At 51.0% G+C, this 15,771-nt stretch carries 11 protein-coding genes; 5 read left to right on the plus strand and 6 right to left on the minus strand.

Translation table 11 applies throughout. The features are described from left to right. Window positions 1-15: 15 nt before the first annotated feature. From ACFMKP_RS04265 to ACFMKP_RS04285, 5 genes are all read right to left on the minus strand, one after another. Window positions 16-375, minus strand: coding sequence for a hypothetical protein (locus ACFMKP_RS04265; RefSeq protein ID WP_382289360.1), 360 nt, complete (start codon window positions 373-375; stop codon window positions 16-18). Next, window positions 372-1,931: a 4-alpha-glucanotransferase gene (gene malQ / locus ACFMKP_RS04270; RefSeq protein ID WP_382289362.1), complete on the minus strand. Its 1,560-nt coding sequence runs from the start codon at window positions 1,929-1,931 to the stop codon at window positions 372-374. Before malQ ends, ACFMKP_RS04265 begins: the two co-directional genes overlap by 4 nt. A 433-nt stretch (window positions 1,932-2,364) precedes the next feature. Next, window positions 2,365-3,153, minus strand: coding sequence for an SAM-dependent methyltransferase (locus ACFMKP_RS04275; RefSeq protein ID WP_382289364.1), 789 nt, complete (start codon window positions 3,151-3,153; stop codon window positions 2,365-2,367). Between the two features lies 1 nt (window position 3,154). Continuing rightward, complete coding sequence (locus ACFMKP_RS04280; RefSeq protein WP_382289366.1) at window positions 3,155-3,748, minus strand: hypothetical protein; 594 nt, start codon at window positions 3,746-3,748, stop codon at window positions 3,155-3,157. A 16-nt stretch (window positions 3,749-3,764) separates the two neighbouring features. Then, on the minus strand, window positions 3,765-6,917 hold the full coding sequence (locus ACFMKP_RS04285) for an ATP-binding protein (RefSeq protein WP_382289368.1): 3,153 nt from the start codon (window positions 6,915-6,917) through the stop codon (window positions 3,765-3,767). A gap of 103 nt (window positions 6,918-7,020) precedes the next feature. Here ACFMKP_RS04285 and ACFMKP_RS04290 point away from each other — a divergent pair, with 103 nt between their 5' ends. Then, the gene (locus tag ACFMKP_RS04290; RefSeq protein WP_382289369.1) at window positions 7,021-7,632 is read left to right on the plus strand and encodes an RNA polymerase sigma factor; all 612 of its coding nucleotides are present in this window, start codon (window positions 7,021-7,023) and stop codon (window positions 7,630-7,632) included. Window positions 7,633-7,754: 122 nt separating this feature from the next. Here ACFMKP_RS04290 and ACFMKP_RS04295 read toward each other — a convergent pair whose 3' ends face one another. Continuing rightward, window positions 7,755-9,830, minus strand: coding sequence for a molybdopterin oxidoreductase family protein (locus ACFMKP_RS04295; RefSeq protein WP_382289371.1), 2,076 nt, complete (start codon window positions 9,828-9,830; stop codon window positions 7,755-7,757). A 223-nt stretch (window positions 9,831-10,053) separates the two neighbouring features. Here ACFMKP_RS04295 and hflX point away from each other — a divergent pair, with 223 nt between their 5' ends. From hflX to ACFMKP_RS04315, 4 genes are all read left to right on the plus strand, one after another. Next, complete coding sequence (gene hflX, locus ACFMKP_RS04300; protein ID WP_382289373.1) at window positions 10,054-11,388, plus strand: GTPase HflX; 1,335 nt, start codon at window positions 10,054-10,056, stop codon at window positions 11,386-11,388. Window positions 11,389-11,886: 498 nt separating this feature from the next. Beyond that, a complete protein-coding gene (locus ACFMKP_RS04305) occupies window positions 11,887-13,341 on the plus strand; it encodes a DUF4832 domain-containing protein (protein ID WP_382289375.1) in 1,455 nt (484 codons plus the stop codon). A 171-nt stretch (window positions 13,342-13,512) separates the two neighbouring features. Beyond that, on the plus strand, window positions 13,513-14,832 hold the full coding sequence (locus ACFMKP_RS04310) for a MiaB/RimO family radical SAM methylthiotransferase (RefSeq protein ID WP_382289377.1): 1,320 nt from the start codon (window positions 13,513-13,515) through the stop codon (window positions 14,830-14,832). After that, window positions 14,829-15,767: a CPBP family intramembrane glutamic endopeptidase gene (locus tag ACFMKP_RS04315; RefSeq protein WP_382289379.1), complete on the plus strand. Its 939-nt coding sequence runs from the start codon at window positions 14,829-14,831 to the stop codon at window positions 15,765-15,767. The genes ACFMKP_RS04310 and ACFMKP_RS04315 overlap by 4 nt, the downstream gene beginning before the upstream one ends. The last annotated feature ends 4 nt before the right edge of the window (window positions 15,768-15,771 follow it).

Raw genomic sequence — 15,771 nt, forward strand, 5'->3', positions numbered from 1 at the left:
CTCCAGCAAGGGTTTTTAGAGCCCAAAACGGCCTAGTTTGAGTAACGCGCCGAGAATGCCGGTTAATCCGGTTAGGCCATAGAGGGCAATAATGGCAATTGTTTGAGGCTCAAGGCGCAAGCTACTGTTGCGGCTTTGGGTTGGCTTGATCTCAATCCGCTGGCCACGCCAGTATTGAACCTGTGAGCTATTGCTAAAGCGCGTTGAACCTTGGCGATTCTGCCAGATTTGCCAAGCAACCCAGAGCAAAAAGCCACAGCCCACAAAAACCAAGCCTACGCGCGCCAGATTGGGCATCGTCCAAACCTGATTGCGAATCACAAACAGGCCCACAACTGCCAAGATTGCTGGAATCCAAGAACGATCAAATCTCATAGTTCGCTGGTTTCTTGTAAGTCAAAGTAGGGTGGAGCGTTGGGATCAAGCTCTTTGCTAAGCGCAGGTTGTGCTAAACGCCCATAGATTTCAGCTAATCCATACAGCGAATGGGCTAAATCGTAGGATAACTGATCGGGCTTGATCCGCCATGCCCAGTTCCCGCCAGTTAACCCTGGCCGATTCATACGGGCTTCGGTGCCAAGATCAAGCGCATCTTGCATCGGGATAATCACCGTGTCAGCAACCGAAGCATACAGGGTGCGAATCATCGTCCACACAATTGCTTCTTCGCCACAATACAAATAGCTGCGGGCGCGATGCTGTTCTTCTGGGCCTGCACTATTGTACCAGCCGCGCGAGGTATCGTTATCGTGCGAGCCAGTGTAGGCAACCGTATTTTGCACGTAGGTATGCGGCAAGAAGTTCGATTGGAACGCGCCTGAGGTGAAGGCAAATTGCAAAATCCGCATGCCAGGCAGGGCAAATTGGTCGCGTAATTGATAGACATCGGGCGTGATCATGCCCAAATCTTCGGCAATTAACGGTAAGCTGCCAAATGCCTGGGCAATTGCTTGGAAGAAATCAGCGCCTGGGCCACGTCGCCATTCGCCATTGACCGCTGTTTCTTCAGTGCCCGGCACGGCCCAATAGCCTGCAAAGCCACGGAAGTGATCGATCCGCACAATATCGACAGTGCGCAAACTGGCGCTAATCCGTTGTTGCCACCATTGATAACCATCTTGGGCCATTACATCCCAACGATAGAGCGGGTTGCCCCAGCGTTGGCCAGTGGCTGAGAAATAATCTGGTGGAACGCCAGCAATATCAACCGGATTGCCATCGGGATGCAACAAGAACAGGCTGCGATTGCCCCAAACATCGGCGCTATCGTGGGCCACAAAAATTGGAATATCGCCAACAATCTTGATGTCGCGTTCGTTGGCATAGCGCTTCAGATCATCCCATTGGTTGAAGAAGGCCCATTGCAAAAACTTATGGAACTGCACATCATCGGCGAGTTTTTGGCTCCATTCGGCCACAGCCTCAGGCTCATGCAAGGCAATTGCGCTTTCCCAGGTTGTCCACGAAGCGCCATCGTGAGCGGCTTTGCATGCCATGAATAAGGCATAATCGTCGAGCCAAGCTTGTTCGGCAGCGCAAAATGCGTTAAAACCACGATCGTCAGCTTGGGCTTTGAAATTTTCAAAGGCTGTGCGCAGCAGCTGCAATTTGGCCGGAATCACCGCGCCAAAATCGACGCTTTCGCTGGGCAAATGAGTTAATTGCGCCAAATCCCATTCAGCTAGCAAATTGATGCGGGCCAAATAATCGGGGCTAATCAACATATGGTTGCCAGCAAAGGCCGAAAAACATTGATACGGCGAATCGCCATAGCCCGTTGGCCCAAGCGGCAAAATTTGCCAGAGCCGAGCGCCAGCGGCTTGTAGCCAATCAACAAATTGATAGGCTTCGCTGCCAAGGTCGCCAATTCCATAGCGACCAGGCAACGACGTGGGGTGCAGAAGAATCCCCGCAGCTCGTTCGAATGTCATCGAACTACCTCCAACTATCAGTGAGTATCAAGCAAGTTCTAAAGTATGTCCTTGGTATGATAGCATAGAGCTGGATTAGGAAAGGATGAAGGCTGAATTATAAAAGGCAGAAGTCAGAAGGCAAAAGGCAAAAAGGCTATGGGCTGATGGCTATAGGCGATAAGTGTGATTGTTCATTGCGTTAACCATGGCATGATCCCCTCACCCCAACCCCTCTCCCACGTGGCGGGCGAGGGGCTTTAATCCCGTGGTTCCGCATTGCGTGGTGAAAACGGGTGCTCCCCTCGCCCGCGTTCAGTGGAAGCGGGCTTTAACTCAGTGGTTCTGGCGCAATGGCTGATAAATAATGGTCGGCTCCCCTCGCCCGCGTTCAGTGGGAGAGGGGTTGGGGTGAGGGCATGCTCCCAAACCCAATAGCCCATAACCCAAAACCCTACAACAAACCGAACTCGTGGGCCAAGGCTTGGTCGAATTGAGCCTCGCCAAAGGCTGGCACATACAAGGTTGCATAGGCCGAAACCTGCTGCTCGGCCAACTTGTTAAGCCTCACATGGCGAATTGTTGGCTCTTCGATTGGCAAAATTGCTGCTTGATAGATCGTTACTTGGTGCTGTTCAGGATAAAAGCTTTGTAAATGAGCCACCAAGCGGGCTAGCCCAGCGCGTGGATCAAGCCCGGCATGCACAACCTTGAAATAGCCAATCACCCCAATTTGCCATAAAACCAACGGTGTCGTTGGGTCAAAACGCCGTGGCCGCACTAAAAAATCGCTAGCTTCGTAACTTTGATAGCCATGCAAGCCAGGATCGAGCGCCAAATCGGCAAATAGACATGCTTCTGCTGAAATGCCGGGCAGCAGATTCACCCGCACTCCTTCACGCTGCCCGCGCTGCACTAAATTGCTGGTTGGAGTCACAAACACGCTTGGATGGCCATAAAACGCAACACACACCCGCTTGCCTGCCTCAACCGCTGCCCAAATATGCGCAACCATTGCTTGATACACCTGTTCGCGCGGCAAATCTGCTTGGTAAAAATGGGCCAACGATTCAGCATGCGGGTTCAACTTGTGAATCCATTCATCGGCTAGCGGGTGCATGACCAAATAAAAGGTCTGATCGGCTTTGCTAATCCAGGCATGAGCTTCATTGGTTAGATGCGCAATCATCGTAATGCCAGTGCCGACCAGCGTCAACGAGCCTTGTTTACGTTGGTTTGGCATCTTATTGCGGCTGCTCGTCAAAGCCAATTTCAAATAATGGCGGCTGATCGTCTTTTTGGCGATGATAGACAAAATTGGTTAATTGGGTATGCACTGGTCGCGTTCGACCAACCAAAATATAATTATTGGCCGGAATCGTTAATTGAATTGGAATATTGGCGCAATTGTAAGTTGGATTTTCGATTTGCTCTTTGCTACGAATATACAACACTTGCGGCATGTCAGCGGGATCATTGGGGTCGACATAACACACATGTAAATCAAAATAGGGATTTCCGCTAGAATCTTCGATCATATAACTATGATTGAGCAACCAGCACGTAACTGTATAATCTTTGGATTTATCAAGCGCTTCAATAAAGACATTCATATACGATGAAACGATAACATCGATATTGGTATAGGTTCTGGTTTCTGGCGCGATTTGGCCAAGACTGCGCAAGGTCATCACGGTCGTAATTTCTTGCACCGGATCTTGTTTGGGTAATGTTTGGCCAAGGCCTGCTTGCTGTAAAAATGCTTGAGGATCGTGCTTGAATGAAGCAAGGCGGCTGGGATCATCGACGAGGGTTTGGACGAAATCGACCATATCCATGAATCTGTTCCTCCTACTAAACCGCAAGTTTTTGGCTTTGCTCAATTTGGCTTAAACAAAGCGCAACGTAGGCTTCAATTCCTGACAGTTCGCCTGTGATGTGGCTGTTGCGACTGACACTATGCTGCTGTGGTTGTAAACGATTAAGCAAGTTTTTGGTTTCGGCGCTACAGGCTGGATGCTGCAATACGCGCTGCCAAAGTTCGAGCCAATGGCTTGGCTGGTCGGTGCAAACCTCCTGCCAAAGCTGAAGCACGGTCGCATAGCATTCTAATAACAAAGGAATTTCTTGGCGTTGCTGGGCGATTGCAATGGCGCGGGCCAACCATGGTTGCACATGCTGCAACTGACGCTGGGCCAATTCGAGTTGGGCGATGTGCAAGGCTGCCCGCCCAATCATCGCCTCTACACCCAACTCTTGGAAGATGGCAAAGGCTTTGTGCAAATAGCCAGCGCTTTGTTGATATTGCTCACGGCGCAGCGCCAACATGCCCATTTGATCGCGAATTAATGCCTCACCAAGCGGTGTTTTGAGTTGATAGGCCAAATCGAGGCTGGTTTCAAAATAGTGTTCAGCCTGATCATACTTGGCTTGAGCCAAGGCCACAACCCCTAAAAAGCGCTGACTATGGCACAAGCCCCAGTCATGTTTTTGGGCTTGATACTGCGTGCTACAGGTCAAAAACGCCTCTTCGGCGGCGCGCCAATTGCCTTGCGCCAAGCGCACTGCCCCAATCGACAACCAAGTATCGCTGATTTTAATCTGGTCGTTGATTGATTCTGCTTGGGCCAAACAGCGCTGCAATAAATCCAAGGCACGGGTGTATTCGCCACGCCGCTGAGTAATTACGCCAAGCTGCTTGTAAATAAATAATAATTCATTAGCATTTTGTAATTGCAGCTGTTCAAGCAGACCAATACATTGTTGTAATAATTGCTCAGAGTGACTTAATTCGCCCAGAATATACTGAAATTCAGCATAGCACGCCACAATTCGCACAATAATTAATCCGCTTGCCTCGTTATGCAATGCTTGCTCAGGTATATTTTCTATTAATCCAGCGGCTGGCTCGAAAAGCTGTTTGCCTTCAATTTCGCGGTTGCGGATCGCAAAAAAGTCATGTAATGCAATACAATACGCGCCAAGAATTTGAATCTGCTCGGTTTGGACTGCCCACAGCCAGCCAGCGCGCAGATTATCAAGCTCTTTTTCCAACACAAACAAGGCTTGTTGACTGGAATTGCCATGAATCAACGACTCTTGTTGCTGGCTCAAGTGGCCAAAATAGCTGGCGTGATGCTGATAGAGGCTGTGTTGGTCGGCCATAGTTTGTTCGAGCTTGGATTGGGCAAATTGATGGAGTAACGGGTGCAAGCCATAGCGGGTTTGCTGTTGCTGCACTTCAAGCATTAACAGCGATTTGGCGTGTAAATTGGCCAAAACTGGCAGATCGACTGCGGCAATCGCTGCTGCTGCTTGGGCATCGAAGCTGCTGGGAAATACCGCCAAGCGCGCTAAACAAGCCTGTTCATGCTGGTCGAGTAATTGCCACGAATAATCGAAGGCTGCTTGAATACTGCGGTGGCGAGTTGGAATATCAACCACATCGCTGTGAAATAGCTGCATATCTTGGCGTAGTGCCTGCACAATTTCGTCGCCGCTGCGAATCGTCATCCACGGGGCGATTAATTCGATTGCTAGCGGCAAGCCATGAACCATTTGGCAAATTTGGCCAATTGCTTGGCGCTCGGCGGGCGCATAATCAGCTAAATTGGCCGATTTTCCTTGGCGTTGCAAGCAATTCATAAATAGATCAAGCGCTGCAAAATGCTGGAATTGTTCAGCCAGCAAGGGCGAATATTCTGCATCAAGCTCGATTTTGGGATAAGCCAAACCTGCTACTTCCAACACATATTCGTTTTGCAGCCGCATGCGTTCGCGCGAACCGATAATCAAGCGCAATTGGGGAAGTTGCTGGATCAAGTTGCTCAAGGCTCGGCGAGCGCTGGTGGCCAGCAATTCGCCATTATCGATAATGATCAGCAACTCTTGGGTTTGAATTTGGTGAATGATATGCTCGACAAAATCGCTGTTGCGGGGCGGTGCGAGGCTGAGGGTTTGGATTAACGTCAAGAGCACTGGCTCGGCCTCTAAAAGCTGGGGCTGTTGGTCGGGGCTGAACAACGAACAATAAAAAACGCCATTGCTGGCTGGCCCGAGATAATCATTGACGACCTTCCAGCCAAAGGTCAGGGCTAGCTGGGTTTTGCCACTGCCACCAGCGCCCATAATCGTCAGGAGTTGATGTTGTTCGGCTGCAAGCCACTGGGTTAGACGTTCTAGCTCGGTTTGGCGGCCATACAACAGCGGAGTTGCCCGAATCAGGCGCTGTGGGCGTTGGGCTGGCGTGGCCAAAATTTGGCGTTGCAAGGCTGCGCTGGCAGGTTCGGGTTGTAATCCATATTCACGCTCGAGCACCTGTTCGAGCAAGCGATATTGGCGCAACGCTGTATGGCGCTGGCCGGTGCGCATCAACAACACCATTAACTGGCGTTGGGCAACCTCATCGCACGCATCGAGCGTGACCAAGCGTTGGAGCCAACGAATGGCCTCATTGTAGTTGCTGACGAGGCTATAGCGTTCGATCAGGCGGCGCAGCGCGACGAATGTTTGTTGTCGCCAATATTCTGCCTGCTGAAGCTGCCATTTTCCAAAGCCTTCTGCATCACGCAAATAAAAGCCGTTTAAGAAATCGCCCTGATAGTGCTCAATTGCGCTGGCCAACTCCTCGGTTGAGCTGGCTGGATTTGCATAGATCTTGGCGCAATAGTGCAGATCAAGCCAATAGTTTGCTTGCGGATGCAGCCCAATTGTATGCCGCGTGACTTCAATAAACGGATTGAGCGCTTTGCGTAATTGATTGAGCGTTAGGCGCAGATTGCCCGCCGTGCGCTCCGCCGATAAATCATCCCACAACAATTGGGCCAACACCTCGCGTTCGTGAGGATAGGGATTGACCACAAGATAGGTTAGGAGGGCTTCGACTTTGCGGGTTGCCAGATCGCTGATCCGTTGATTGTCGATAAAGATCCGCAAACCACCAAAAACGTGAATCCGTAAACTTTGCACCGATTGAGCCGAATCATCAGGCTGAGGCGTGACATTCACGGAGCTACATCTCCCATAAAACGATTTTGAAACGCTGCGCTGCTATGCTTTGAATTGTAGCAGACCTGCTAACGGATATTCAATAGCTAGTGAAGGATGCGCTATGAACAGCGAAGTTCGCAATCAAAATCAACCCAGCGAAGCAGTGGCCATACAACTCGTCGAACAAATTTGTCGCGGCGAACAGGCTGCAATTTGGGAGTTGTATAGTTTGTATCAAGCTGAACTTTCGCATCAATGCTTGGTTTGGATGCATGGCAATGCTCACGATGCTGATGAAGCATTGAGCCGTTTGGTGCTCAAAGCGTGGGAATCGTTGCCACGCCATGCGCATAAAATTACCAATGCCAAGGCTTGGCTGATGCGCATGGCCTACAATCTGTGCATTGATCTTCATCGCCAACAGCAACGCGAACTCAAGCGTTTGCAACCGCTCGATAGCTTGTTGGCCAATGATGAACGTATGCCGCAGAGCGCCACGCCCTCGCCAGAAACTGCCTTGCTCAAGCGCGAAGTCTACGAAACGATCAATCAAGCGTTGCAAGGGTTATCGCCACGCCTCAACAGCACCTTTTCCTTGTGGTTCTACAACGATATGTCGTGCGATGCGATTGCCCAGCACCAAGGAATTTCGCTGGCCAATGTGTATAAGCGTTTGCAACAAGCCCGCGATATGCTTCAACCCCAATTACGCCCAACCACCGTCGAAGGATGAATTATGAGGGATGAGGGATGAAATTTAACCGCGAAGAACGCGAAGTTTTGTTGGGATCAAGCTTCGTGTTCTTCGTGCTCTTCGTGGTTTCGTCCATCGTGCTCTTCGTGGTTTCGTTAGCCTTACGCGCTGGCCTCAACCTCGACAACGATGCCGTTTAATGCAGCGTTGCCACTGATGGGATCGATCGCTTGATCATCGGTTAGGTCGTTGATGCTGCTGCCAGGGTGGGCTTGGGCGATCTGCAATTTCGTATCGGGGTAGCGATGGCCCCAACCATGCGGCAAGCTGACCACACCAGGCATCATGGCTTGATTAATTTCTAAGCCTGCTTCGATGCTGCCAACGTGCGAGCTGATTTTAACGGTTTGACCATGCTGCAAGTGGCGTTGCGCTGCATCGTCTGGATGCATTTGCAAGGTACAACGATCATCGCCCTTGACCAAGCGTTGGCTATTGTGCATCCATGAATTGTTGCTGCGCAGTTGCCGCCGACTAATCAAACGCAGTTGCTTGCTTGGCGCTTGCTGCAACAAATCAGCCAAGCGCTCCAAATCATTGGCAAGCACTGGCGGAATCAGCTGAATCTGTTTATCGTCGGTAAATAAGCGCTCTGGGAGCCGTGGTTGCAATGGCCCAAGGTCGATGCCATGCGGTTGCTGAGCCAACTCGCTGAGCTGAATTGCATATGGCCCTGAGCGCAATCCACGCTCAAGCATCGCTTTTGGTGGAAAGATGCGGCTCTCTTTTTCGCTCATGCGTTGGGTCAATTCGCCAAAAATTTGCCAATCGTGGCGCGCATGCTCATCGATTTCAAACAGGGCAGGACTGTATTTGGCGGTGTTGCGAATCGCCAAATTATGAAACAGCACATCATAATGATCGTGCTCCAAGGGCGAGCTGGGCGGCAAAATCAGGTGCGCATGGCGAGTGGTTTCGTTCAAATAAAAATCAATCGAGAGCATAAACTCAAGCCCAGCCAAGGCCCGATCCAGTTGCTGACCGTTAGGCGTTGATAGCACTGGGTTGCCCGCCGAGGTGATTAAGCCACGAATTTGGCCTTCGCCCGGGGTCAAAATTTCTTCGGCCATTGCTGCCGAGGGCAGTTCGCCAGCAAATTCTGGCAAGTTGCGCACGCGAGTATGCCAGCGGCCCACATTGCCTTTGCTGCCAAGCGGCAACGTATCGAAGGCAGGCGTGGTAAACATCGAGCCGCCTTCGCGATCCAGATTACCAGTGATGATGTTGAGCAGCTGAATCAGCCACTGGCTCAGGGTGCCAAACTTCTGCACCGAAACCCCAATTCGGCCATAGCAGACAGCGCTGCTGGCGTGGGCAAAATCGTGGGCCAGTTGCAGAATTGTGCTAGCGGCGACTCCTGAAATGGCAGCGACCGCATCCGGGCTAAACCGCTCGAACAAGCTTTCCAGTTCATCAAGGCCATGGGTAAAACCAGCTAAACGCGCAGGATTAGCCCAACCTTCTTTGAGAATCGTGTGAATCAGCGCCGCCAACACTAAGCCATCGCTGCCTGGCTGAATAAAATAATGTTGATCGGCTAATTGCGCAGTTTCAGTTTGGCGTGGATCGAAGACCACAATTTGGCCGCCGCGCTGCTGAATAGCCTTCAAACGGCGTTTGATGTCGGGAGCGCTCATAATGCTGCCATTTGAAACCGCCGGATTCGCCCCAAACATGAGCAAAAACTGGGTTCGATCAAGGTCGGGAATTGGTAGCATCAGTTGATGACCATACATATGATAAACCACCAATTGATGAGGCAATTGATCGACTGAGCTGGCCGAGAAGCGATTTTTGGTGCGTAGGCTGCGCACAAAGGCCCCAGCACCCAAGGCCGTGCCAAGATTGTGCACCGAAGGATTGCCTTGATAAATCGCGATGCTATCGGGGCCATAGCGTTCCTGAAGCTGCTTTAATTGGCTAGCAGCATAGTCAAACGCTTCGTCCCAACCAATTGTATGCCAGCCATCGGCGCGGCGTTGCAACGGCTGACGCAACCGATCAGGGTCGTGGTGAATATCGCCCAGCGCGCTACCTTTGGGGCAGATATGACCGCGACTGAGCGGATCAGCCTGATCGCCGCGAATCTGCTTAACTGCGCCATCGGCCACCGTAATCGCCAAGCCACACATCGCCTCGCAGAGTGGGCAGGTTCGATAATGGATCTGTTCAGTCATCGCTACGCCTCCTTGCGTCACACAATTAATGCCATTATCGCATAGCAAAATCAGTCGTGCGAGGGATGAGCCATGGCCAAAATTATGCTACAGTATCAGCAAAGAGCAACCACAGCACATCCTTGGTGAAAGGCGGAACCCAAATGATCAAGTTATGGTAAAAGAACAATGTTATCGTTTTTGCAGTTAATCACGCTGTGGGCAGAAAATGTTAAGGAGTTGTATGAGTAATACCGTTCGCGAAAAAATGCATGTCACCGCCAAACCCAAGGAACGCGCCCTATTAGTCGGGGGCGATGTTTATAATAACCGCGAAGCTTGGCACATCGACGATTCACTCGATGAATTGGCCTTGTTGGCCGATACTGCTGGCCTTGAAGTGGTTGGCACAGTTTCGCAAAAGCTTGATCATCCCAATCCCAAAACCTATATCGGGCCAGGCAAAGTGCGCGAAGTGGCCGATTTGCGTTCGGAAACGCCCTATGATGTGGTGATTTTCGACGAGGAGCTTTCGCCTTCGCAAGCTCGTAACCTCGAAGAAGCAATCAAGGTAAAGGTCATCGATCGTACCACTTTGATTTTGGATATTTTTGCCCAACATGCGCGTACCCGCGAAGGTAGTTTGCAGGTTGAGCTGGCTCAATACGATTATTTGCTGCCCCGTTTGCGCCGCGCTTGGACGCACCTTGAGCGCCAATCTGGCGGTGGTGGCGGCGGTTCGGGGGTCGGGGTTGGTTTGCGCGGGCCTGGTGAAACCCAGCTCGAAAGCGACCAACGGATTATTGGCAAACGAATTGCGCTGTTAAAAGAGCAATTGGCTGATGTCCATCGCCACCGCGAGCTGTATCGCCAAAATCGCCAAGAATCGGGCTTGCCGATCATTTCAGTCGTTGGCTATACCAACGCTGGCAAATCGACCTTGCTCAATCGCTTGGCCCAAGCAGATGTGCTGGCCGCCGATATGTTGTTTGCCACCCTTGACCCAACCACGCGCAAGGTTGCCTTGCCCGGTGGCCGCGCAGTGTTGATGACCGATACCGTCGGTTTTATTCAACGCTTGCCAACCGCCTTGGTTGCAGCATTTCGCGCCACCTTGGAAGAAATCGCTGAAGCCGATGTGTTGTTGCACGTTTTGGATCTGACCCATCCGAATGTCGAAGAACAATTCAAAACCGTCATGGATACGCTCAGCGAGCTAAAAGTCCAAGACAAGCCGATTCTGACGGTGTTCAACAAAATCGATAAAATCGATGTACCGAGCGACACAGAAATTGTGCGCATGATTACCGAGTTGGGCTTGCCAATCGACCGCTGGGTGGCGATTTCGGCCCAACAAAACATCGGAATTGATCGCTTGCAAGCAGCAATTGAGCAAATGCTGATGGAGCGTATGGTCAAATTCGAGGTCATGATTCCCTACAAAGCCAACGAGCTTGTGGCGCTTTGGCACGAACGTGGCATGATCGAAAGCGAAGAATTTGGCGAGGAAGGCACGACGCTTAAGGGTGCTGTGCCACGCCAATTTGCTCATCGCTACGAGCAATATCGCCTGAAATAACTTGATTTTGCTAAAGCTGCGTTTGATTGCTGGTCGATCGAACGCAGCTTTTTTGATCCACGAAGGAACACGAAGGGCACGAAGGGCTGTAACCGCGAAGGCCACGAAGAACACGAAGTAGATGTGGCTATTGGCCCTAAACTATTGGCTATAAGGACATATTGTTGCCATTGCAAGAAATCTCCGATAGCCCATAGCTGTACTGGTACATCAGGCTAACCACCGCCTGATCCCCTCACCCCAGCCCCTCGCCCGTCGGACGGGCGAGGGGCTGGGGTGGTTCTTGCACAATGCGTCGGTAAAAACCAGCGCTCCCCTCGCCCGCGTACAGTGGGAGAGGGGCTGGGGGTGAGGGAATGAACCATGGTTACCAACCTAATGAACCATTACAACTAGCCTATAGCCCTCATTGCTCAGCGCTATTTTTTTGACATCCTACTTAATCCTCGCTAGCCTATAGCGCATAGCCTTCGTGTAATCGCTAGCGAGGATTGGGCAATGCGAACAGTTAAAGTGCTCATTGGGCTTTTGGTTATGGCTGGGTTGGGTGTGGTTTGGTATGTGCTGCGGCCTCAACCTAATACAGATTGGCAAACATTCACCCCAACGATTATCCCAATTGAGCAGGCAGAGCTAGCCAATCCTGGGCGCGGGCTATATCAATGGCGTGGCCAAACCATGATCTGCCCAGCAAATTTAATTTCCAATCGCGAGCGCTATGATCGCTGGACATGGGCGGCGCTTGAGCCAAGCGAAAATCAATACAATTGGCAGCCGATCCACCAATTGTTGGATAACGCTGAAGTGCAAGGCCAGCGAGTTTGGCTTGGTTTGGGCGCAAGTGCTGGCCCCAGTAGCAATGGCCCGTTTATGCCTGAATATCTTCAACAGGCTGAATTTGGCGCAAGCTTTGAGGGCGATTGGTATCCAAATTACAATCATCACTATGTGCAGACGCGGCTCGAAGCCTTGCTCGATGAGTTTGTGGCCGAATTTGCTGGCGATCAGCGGATTTTGGGCGTGCAGATGCGCAGTTATGGCCGCTATGGCGAGGGCTATTTGCCGTGGAATGCTGATAAAAGCCATGGAATGTGGGCGAGTGACACTACAGCTCGTTGGTTGGTTGATGCCTGGCACACGCGGCTCAGCCAACATTTTCTCATTTCAATTCCGCTCAGCAATAATCCAGTTTTTTACTATGCGATGACCAAGCAGCCCTATTGGAGCATCACCCGCGATGCTTTGGGCATGCCTGAGCAAATGCGCAATATCGATCAATTGATCCAAAGTGACATCACAGTTGATGGCATGGCAATTGGCCCGTTGGTGGCTGAGCGCTGGAAAGTAGCGCCAATTTTTAGCGAGATGATCGGCGAATATGGCGAGCACGATTATAGCGGCCAGTTTTTGGCAGCCCAAACTCAGGTTATTTCCTATCACATTTCGTATGTGAGCAATGGCAATTTTGCCCAGCCCTACCGCGAAGGCCCATGGGATTTTTGGCGTGATCCAGTGAATTGCCCTGAACAAGCAAGTAATTGGACGCAGGCTGATATTCACAATTTTGGGCTGGCTGGCAAATTAGCTGGCTATCGCTATGCGCCAAGCAGCATCAAACTAGCAGTTCGCGATCAGCAACTGCATATCGAAAGCACGTGGCAAAACGCTGGCGTTGCCCCAATTTATGAGCGCTGGCCGTTGGTATGGCAAGTGCGCGATCACGCTCAGACGCTGGTGTGGCAAGCAGAAGCGAGCCTTGATTTGCGGCAGGTGTTGCCGAATCAAGCCTTTGTGCATACGCAACAATTTGCCCAATTTTCGTTGCCAGCAGGCGACTACGAATTGAGCATCGTTGCGCCTGCAATTAATCGTTACGTCCAGCCACTCCAGTTGGCGATTGACGGCAAGCAGGATGATGGCCGCTATCGGATTGGAATTCTGAGCATTCGTTAATATCTGATTTTGGGCCGAATCAGAAAAACGTGGCACAATACAAGCAAGGCTTTTTTGGCTACAAACTTGGCTCAATTGGCTTGAAATCTCGCTTGCGACGGTTGCGATGGCCTGATTCCTAGGCTATAATGCTGCGACTTTTGCTATTAACGACGTAAAGGCTATAGGGTTATGGAACGAAATCGCTATTTTGTATGGACAGTTGGCTGTCAAATGAACGTCTCTGATTCAGAGCGTCTCGAATCGGCGCTGCAAGGGGTAGGCTATACTCCTGCTGAGCAAGCCGAAGATGCCGATTTTATTGTATTAAATTCGTGCTCAGTGCGCGCCAATGCTGAAGAAAAGATTATCGGCAAAATTACCGATATTCAACGCATCAAGCGCGAGCGGCCTGATACCAAAATTGTGCTGTGGGGCTGTATGGTCGGCCCAAATAATCAATCGATCTTCAAGAAAAAATTACCAATGGTTGATCACTTTGTCTCGCCATCGGCAGTTGACGAAGTGTTGGCCTTAGCGCCAAACCCAATCTACCAGCTTGACGAACCTGCCTTGCCAGTCGCCGATTGGGAAGTGCCGCCAGTTAATGTGCATGTGCCAATTAATTATGGCTGCAATATGTCGTGTGCCTATTGTGTGATTCCGTTGCGCCGTGGCAAAGAGCGCTCGCGCCCAATGGCAGAAATTGCCGATGAAGTGCGCCGAATTTGTGCCCGTGGAGCCAAGGAAATTACCTTGCTGGGCCAAATTGTCGATTCATATGGCCACGATTTGCCCGGGCGGCCCGACCTTGCCGATTTGCTCGAATATATTCACGATACCCCGGGCTTGGTGCGTTTGCGCTTTTTGACCTCGCACCCAGCCTTTATGAGCGAAAAATTATTACACGCGATTGCTCGCTTGCCCAAAGTGATGCCCGACATCAACTTGCCAATTCAGGCTGGCGATGATCAACTGCTCAAGGTGATGAAGCGCGGCTATACCGTGGCCAAATATACCAAATTGATCGAACGCATTCGCGAGATTATCCCGAATGTCTCGTTGAGCACCGATATTATTGTTGGCCATCCTGGCGAAACCCGCGAGATGTTTGAGCGCACGCTGGAAATGGTCGAAAATTTGCGCTTTGATAAAGTGCATATTGCGGCCTATTCCTCGCGGCCTGGCACCAAAGCTGGCGAGATGGAGCTTGACCCAACCTTGGCAGTCGAACATGGCGAAAAGCAATATCGGCGGATTGCGCTTGAGCGTTTGCAAGAGCGGATTATTACCGAGCGCAACGAAGAGCTTTTGGGCCATGATGTTGAAGTGTTGGTCGAAGAATTTACCAAAGGCAAATGGCGCGGTCGCGATCGCAACAACAAATTGGTCTTTTTTGAGGCCGAAGGCAATTGGTACGGTAAAGTGGTCAACATTCATGTGACCGAAACCCGACCATGGTGGCTGGGCGGTGATCTGGTTGGCGAAGCGCTGGCAGTGGGTGCAGTATGAGCTACGGCAACGACGACCAACAGCGCGAACGCAACGACGCAGTATTAAAAGCCTTGGGCGGCGTAGCGCAACCACCAATTGCTCCACCGCAAACCTTGCCGCAACAGCAAATGCAGCAAGCTGGTTGGTATCCTGCCAATCCAGCCGATCAAGGCTATCAAGTGCCGCAGGTGCTCGTAACCGAAGAAGGCCAAAGCAGCACGCCAATGGCCTATTGGGTGCTGCCCGATTTGATTATTGGCTTTTTGATTGCGGTTATTTTGCAAGTGGTAATTATGGTTGGCTATATGCTGGCCAAAGGTTTGAGCAGCATTGATGAGATTCAAGGCTTGCTGACCGACCCAACTTTTATGTTGCTGAATGCGCCAACCTTGGGCTTAGGCTTTACCATGGCAAGCATCTTGCGGGTCAATTTGCTGCGCAAATTGCCTTTGGCATGGTTTGGGCTAAACAGCAAAAAACTGGGCCTTGCCTTGGGGCTTGGGTTTGTGGCTGGCATCAGCTTTTTAGTGACCAACTTTATCTCTGGCTTGATTGGCACGGCTTTGGGCAGCAATCCTGATCAGCAAGATCAAATGATTGGCCCATTTCGCGATGCAAGCAACTTGCAAATTGGCCTCTTTGGCCTGTTTGTGGTGATTATCGGGCCATTTTTAGAGGAAGTCTTTTTTCGCGGCTACGCCTTTCGGGCCTTACGCCAGAAGCTTGGTGTAACTTGGGGCGTGGTGTTGAGCGCAGTGATGTTCGCCCTACCGCACGTTTTTGGCGTGACGACGGGCTATATTGCCTTGTTGATTCCTATTTTCTTGGGCGGGGTCATCTTAGCCATTGTCTACCATTACACCAATAACTTGTGGAGCGCTGTTTTAGCCCACTCGATGAACAACTTCGTTGGCTTTCTTGGCCTGCTTGCGGCCTTGAAACTCGATATTTAAGCAA

Source organism: Herpetosiphon sp. NSE202 (genome assembly GCF_042688385.1).
Classification (GTDB): domain Bacteria; phylum Chloroflexota; class Chloroflexia; order Chloroflexales; family Herpetosiphonaceae; genus Herpetosiphon.

Excerpts from the sequence above, each read along its gene's own strand:
- ACFMKP_RS04265 (WP_382289360.1), bottom strand. The coding sequence starts at position 375 with ATGAGATTTGATCGTTCTTGGATTCCAGCAATCTTGGCAGTTGTGGGC.
- malQ (WP_382289362.1), bottom strand. The coding sequence starts at position 1,931 with ATGACATTCGAACGAGCTGCGGGGATTCTTCTGCACCCCACGTCGTTG.
- ACFMKP_RS04275 (WP_382289364.1), bottom strand. The coding sequence starts at position 3,153 with ATGCCAAACCAACGTAAACAAGGCTCGTTGACGCTGGTCGGCACTGGC.
- ACFMKP_RS04280 (WP_382289366.1), bottom strand. The coding sequence starts at position 3,748 with ATGGATATGGTCGATTTCGTCCAAACCCTCGTCGATGATCCCAGCCGC.
- ACFMKP_RS04290 (WP_382289369.1), top strand. The coding sequence starts at position 7,021 with ATGAACAGCGAAGTTCGCAATCAAAATCAACCCAGCGAAGCAGTGGCC.
- ACFMKP_RS04295 (WP_382289371.1), bottom strand. The coding sequence starts at position 9,830 with ATGACTGAACAGATCCATTATCGAACCTGCCCACTCTGCGAGGCGATG.
- hflX (WP_382289373.1), top strand. The coding sequence starts at position 10,054 with ATGAGTAATACCGTTCGCGAAAAAATGCATGTCACCGCCAAACCCAAG.
- ACFMKP_RS04305 (WP_382289375.1), top strand. The coding sequence starts at position 11,887 with ATGCGAACAGTTAAAGTGCTCATTGGGCTTTTGGTTATGGCTGGGTTG.
- ACFMKP_RS04310 (WP_382289377.1), top strand. The coding sequence starts at position 13,513 with ATGGAACGAAATCGCTATTTTGTATGGACAGTTGGCTGTCAAATGAAC.
- ACFMKP_RS04315 (WP_382289379.1), top strand. The coding sequence starts at position 14,829 with ATGAGCTACGGCAACGACGACCAACAGCGCGAACGCAACGACGCAGTA.